Here is a 341-nt window from a genome sequence, read left to right on the forward strand (position 1 = left end):
AGGCCAATGTCATTAAGTTAAGCATTTAAGCAGCTAAAGAAACTATTCCCGTCTGAGACTTCATGACAAAACGGGAATAGTTTTTGTATTTAGGGCGCACAAAAAGGAAGGTTTTTAACCCAAATTTTTAACTATTATGATATTCTATAAGTGAAGCTTACGGGAGCCTGGCTTTTTATCTTTCTTTGGAAGGTTCGATTGGGTCGAATAATGGATAAATGCTTAGCAATGTAGGTTTCTAATTGGAAGGAAGTAAGTTCTTCTCTAAGAAATTTTCGACAGGCATAAACAGCGTCTGAAAAACAAATTTTATAAGTCTGTTTTAACTTTGATGTTTTAAT

Annotated in this window: 1 pseudogene; it reads right to left on the reverse strand. The window is 33.7% G+C overall.

What is annotated here, in order from left to right:
* Positions 1–134: 134 nt before the first annotated feature.
* Positions 135–341: pseudogene (locus C1E58_RS01505) on the reverse strand (IS4 family transposase); the annotation flags it as partial.

The organism is Streptococcus suis (genome assembly GCF_002964575.1).
GTDB lineage: Bacteria > Bacillota > Bacilli > Lactobacillales > Streptococcaceae > Streptococcus > Streptococcus suis_R.